Origin of the sequence: Lactobacillus kefiranofaciens (assembly GCF_900103655.1) — a bacterium.
In the GTDB taxonomy this organism is placed as follows: Bacteria; Bacillota; Bacilli; order Lactobacillales; family Lactobacillaceae; genus Lactobacillus; species Lactobacillus kefiranofaciens.
Window position 1 is genome coordinate 1 of sequence record NZ_FMXC01000082.1, and the last position, 1,270, is coordinate 1,270.

General features: G+C 28.7%; 2 protein-coding genes. Both read right to left on the reverse strand.

Translation table 11 applies throughout. The features are described from left to right. Nucleotides 1–283: 283 nt before the first annotated feature. Nucleotides 284–559: a hypothetical protein gene (locus BLP58_RS11720; protein ID WP_013851238.1), complete on the reverse strand. Its 276-nt coding sequence runs from the start codon at nt 557–559 to the stop codon at nt 284–286. Then, entirely contained in the window at nt 559–1,044 is a 486-nt protein-coding gene (locus BLP58_RS11725) for a DUF3990 domain-containing protein (protein ID WP_013851239.1), read from the reverse strand. Before BLP58_RS11725 ends, BLP58_RS11720 begins: the two co-directional genes overlap by 1 nt. Nucleotides 1,045–1,270: the final 226 nt, after the last annotated feature.

The window sequence follows — 1,270 nt, forward strand, 5'->3', positions numbered from 1 at the left end:
TGCTGATTTTAGTGCTATCATGTTTTAATACCTTTCTTTCATTAAGATCTTCATAGTTTCATCTTCACATAAAACATAAAAAAAGAGTTGCAATGCAAATGCAACTCTTTTATCAGCTATTTACATGATTACTTATGTAAATAAACTTATCTGGGTTATGATAACCTATTAATTAACTTTATTTCGTAACAAGCTAAATCATTCTTTGAACTGATGTAAAATCAAGTTCTTTTGATCAATATTATTTTTTAATTTAATATCAACTACAGCAAATATTCTTATACTAATTAAAATGTTTTTCTTTTAATAGACCATTTTCAATATCTGATGAACTTATTGGATAACCAGTAAGACGTTCATTTTTCCAAAGATCAAATAAATCTGCTGGTAGCATTTGATCAAATTCACCAGTTGAATTAACAAGGTCTTGATAAAGTTTAGATTGCTTAAATAGTGCTAAAGCTTGCTCTGGATAAATATTTAATCTTTCAGCTATCAGTTTACTTGTTGCACTAGCAAGATCTTGGTGAAAAGCAGTACTACTTATTTCTTTCAACATTACACGATCTCCTTTTGAATAAATTCTAAGTAATTAATAGCCTTCATAGTTTTAAAGCAAAATTGATTAGGATAAACATTGGGTTTTAACAAGATTAAAGCTTGGTTTAGATCTAGTTTACCATTTTTCCAATTTTTCAAAACAAAATAAAGCTTACCATCTGCTGTAGGCCCTCTTACAATATCATAATTGCAGGAATACTTTTGAGTTCGATTTAAAAGCACAAATTTTACCCAACTTACGTCTTGCTTTAATGATAATATCTTTAAATCACCTAAATTACAATTAAATACATAAGTATTCAAAATAGGAGTACCTACATACTTGGCTTTTCTTTTAGCCATATTAATAGCTCTTGCTTTATCACAAGTTAAATAGAATCCTGCACCAAAATCATTAGATGATTTATTTTTATCATTACGGGGATGAATCACTATTTGATTGCTACCATGATACAGGATAATTGCAACATTTCTTTCCTTCACTGACTGATTTCTTTCTAAAAAAAGACTTTCTACCAAATTAGAATAGAAAGTCTAATAATAAATAAACCATACTAATCTTTAGGGACTAGTAAACCTTGATCGGCGTTACTAAGTTAATGATCTCACTTTGTTTATCCGTTAATGGGTTAACCAAAAATAGTCTTAACGGTTCCGTAAATGAGAATGCGACTTCATCAATTCCATCTTGTTTATAAACACGAAGAAT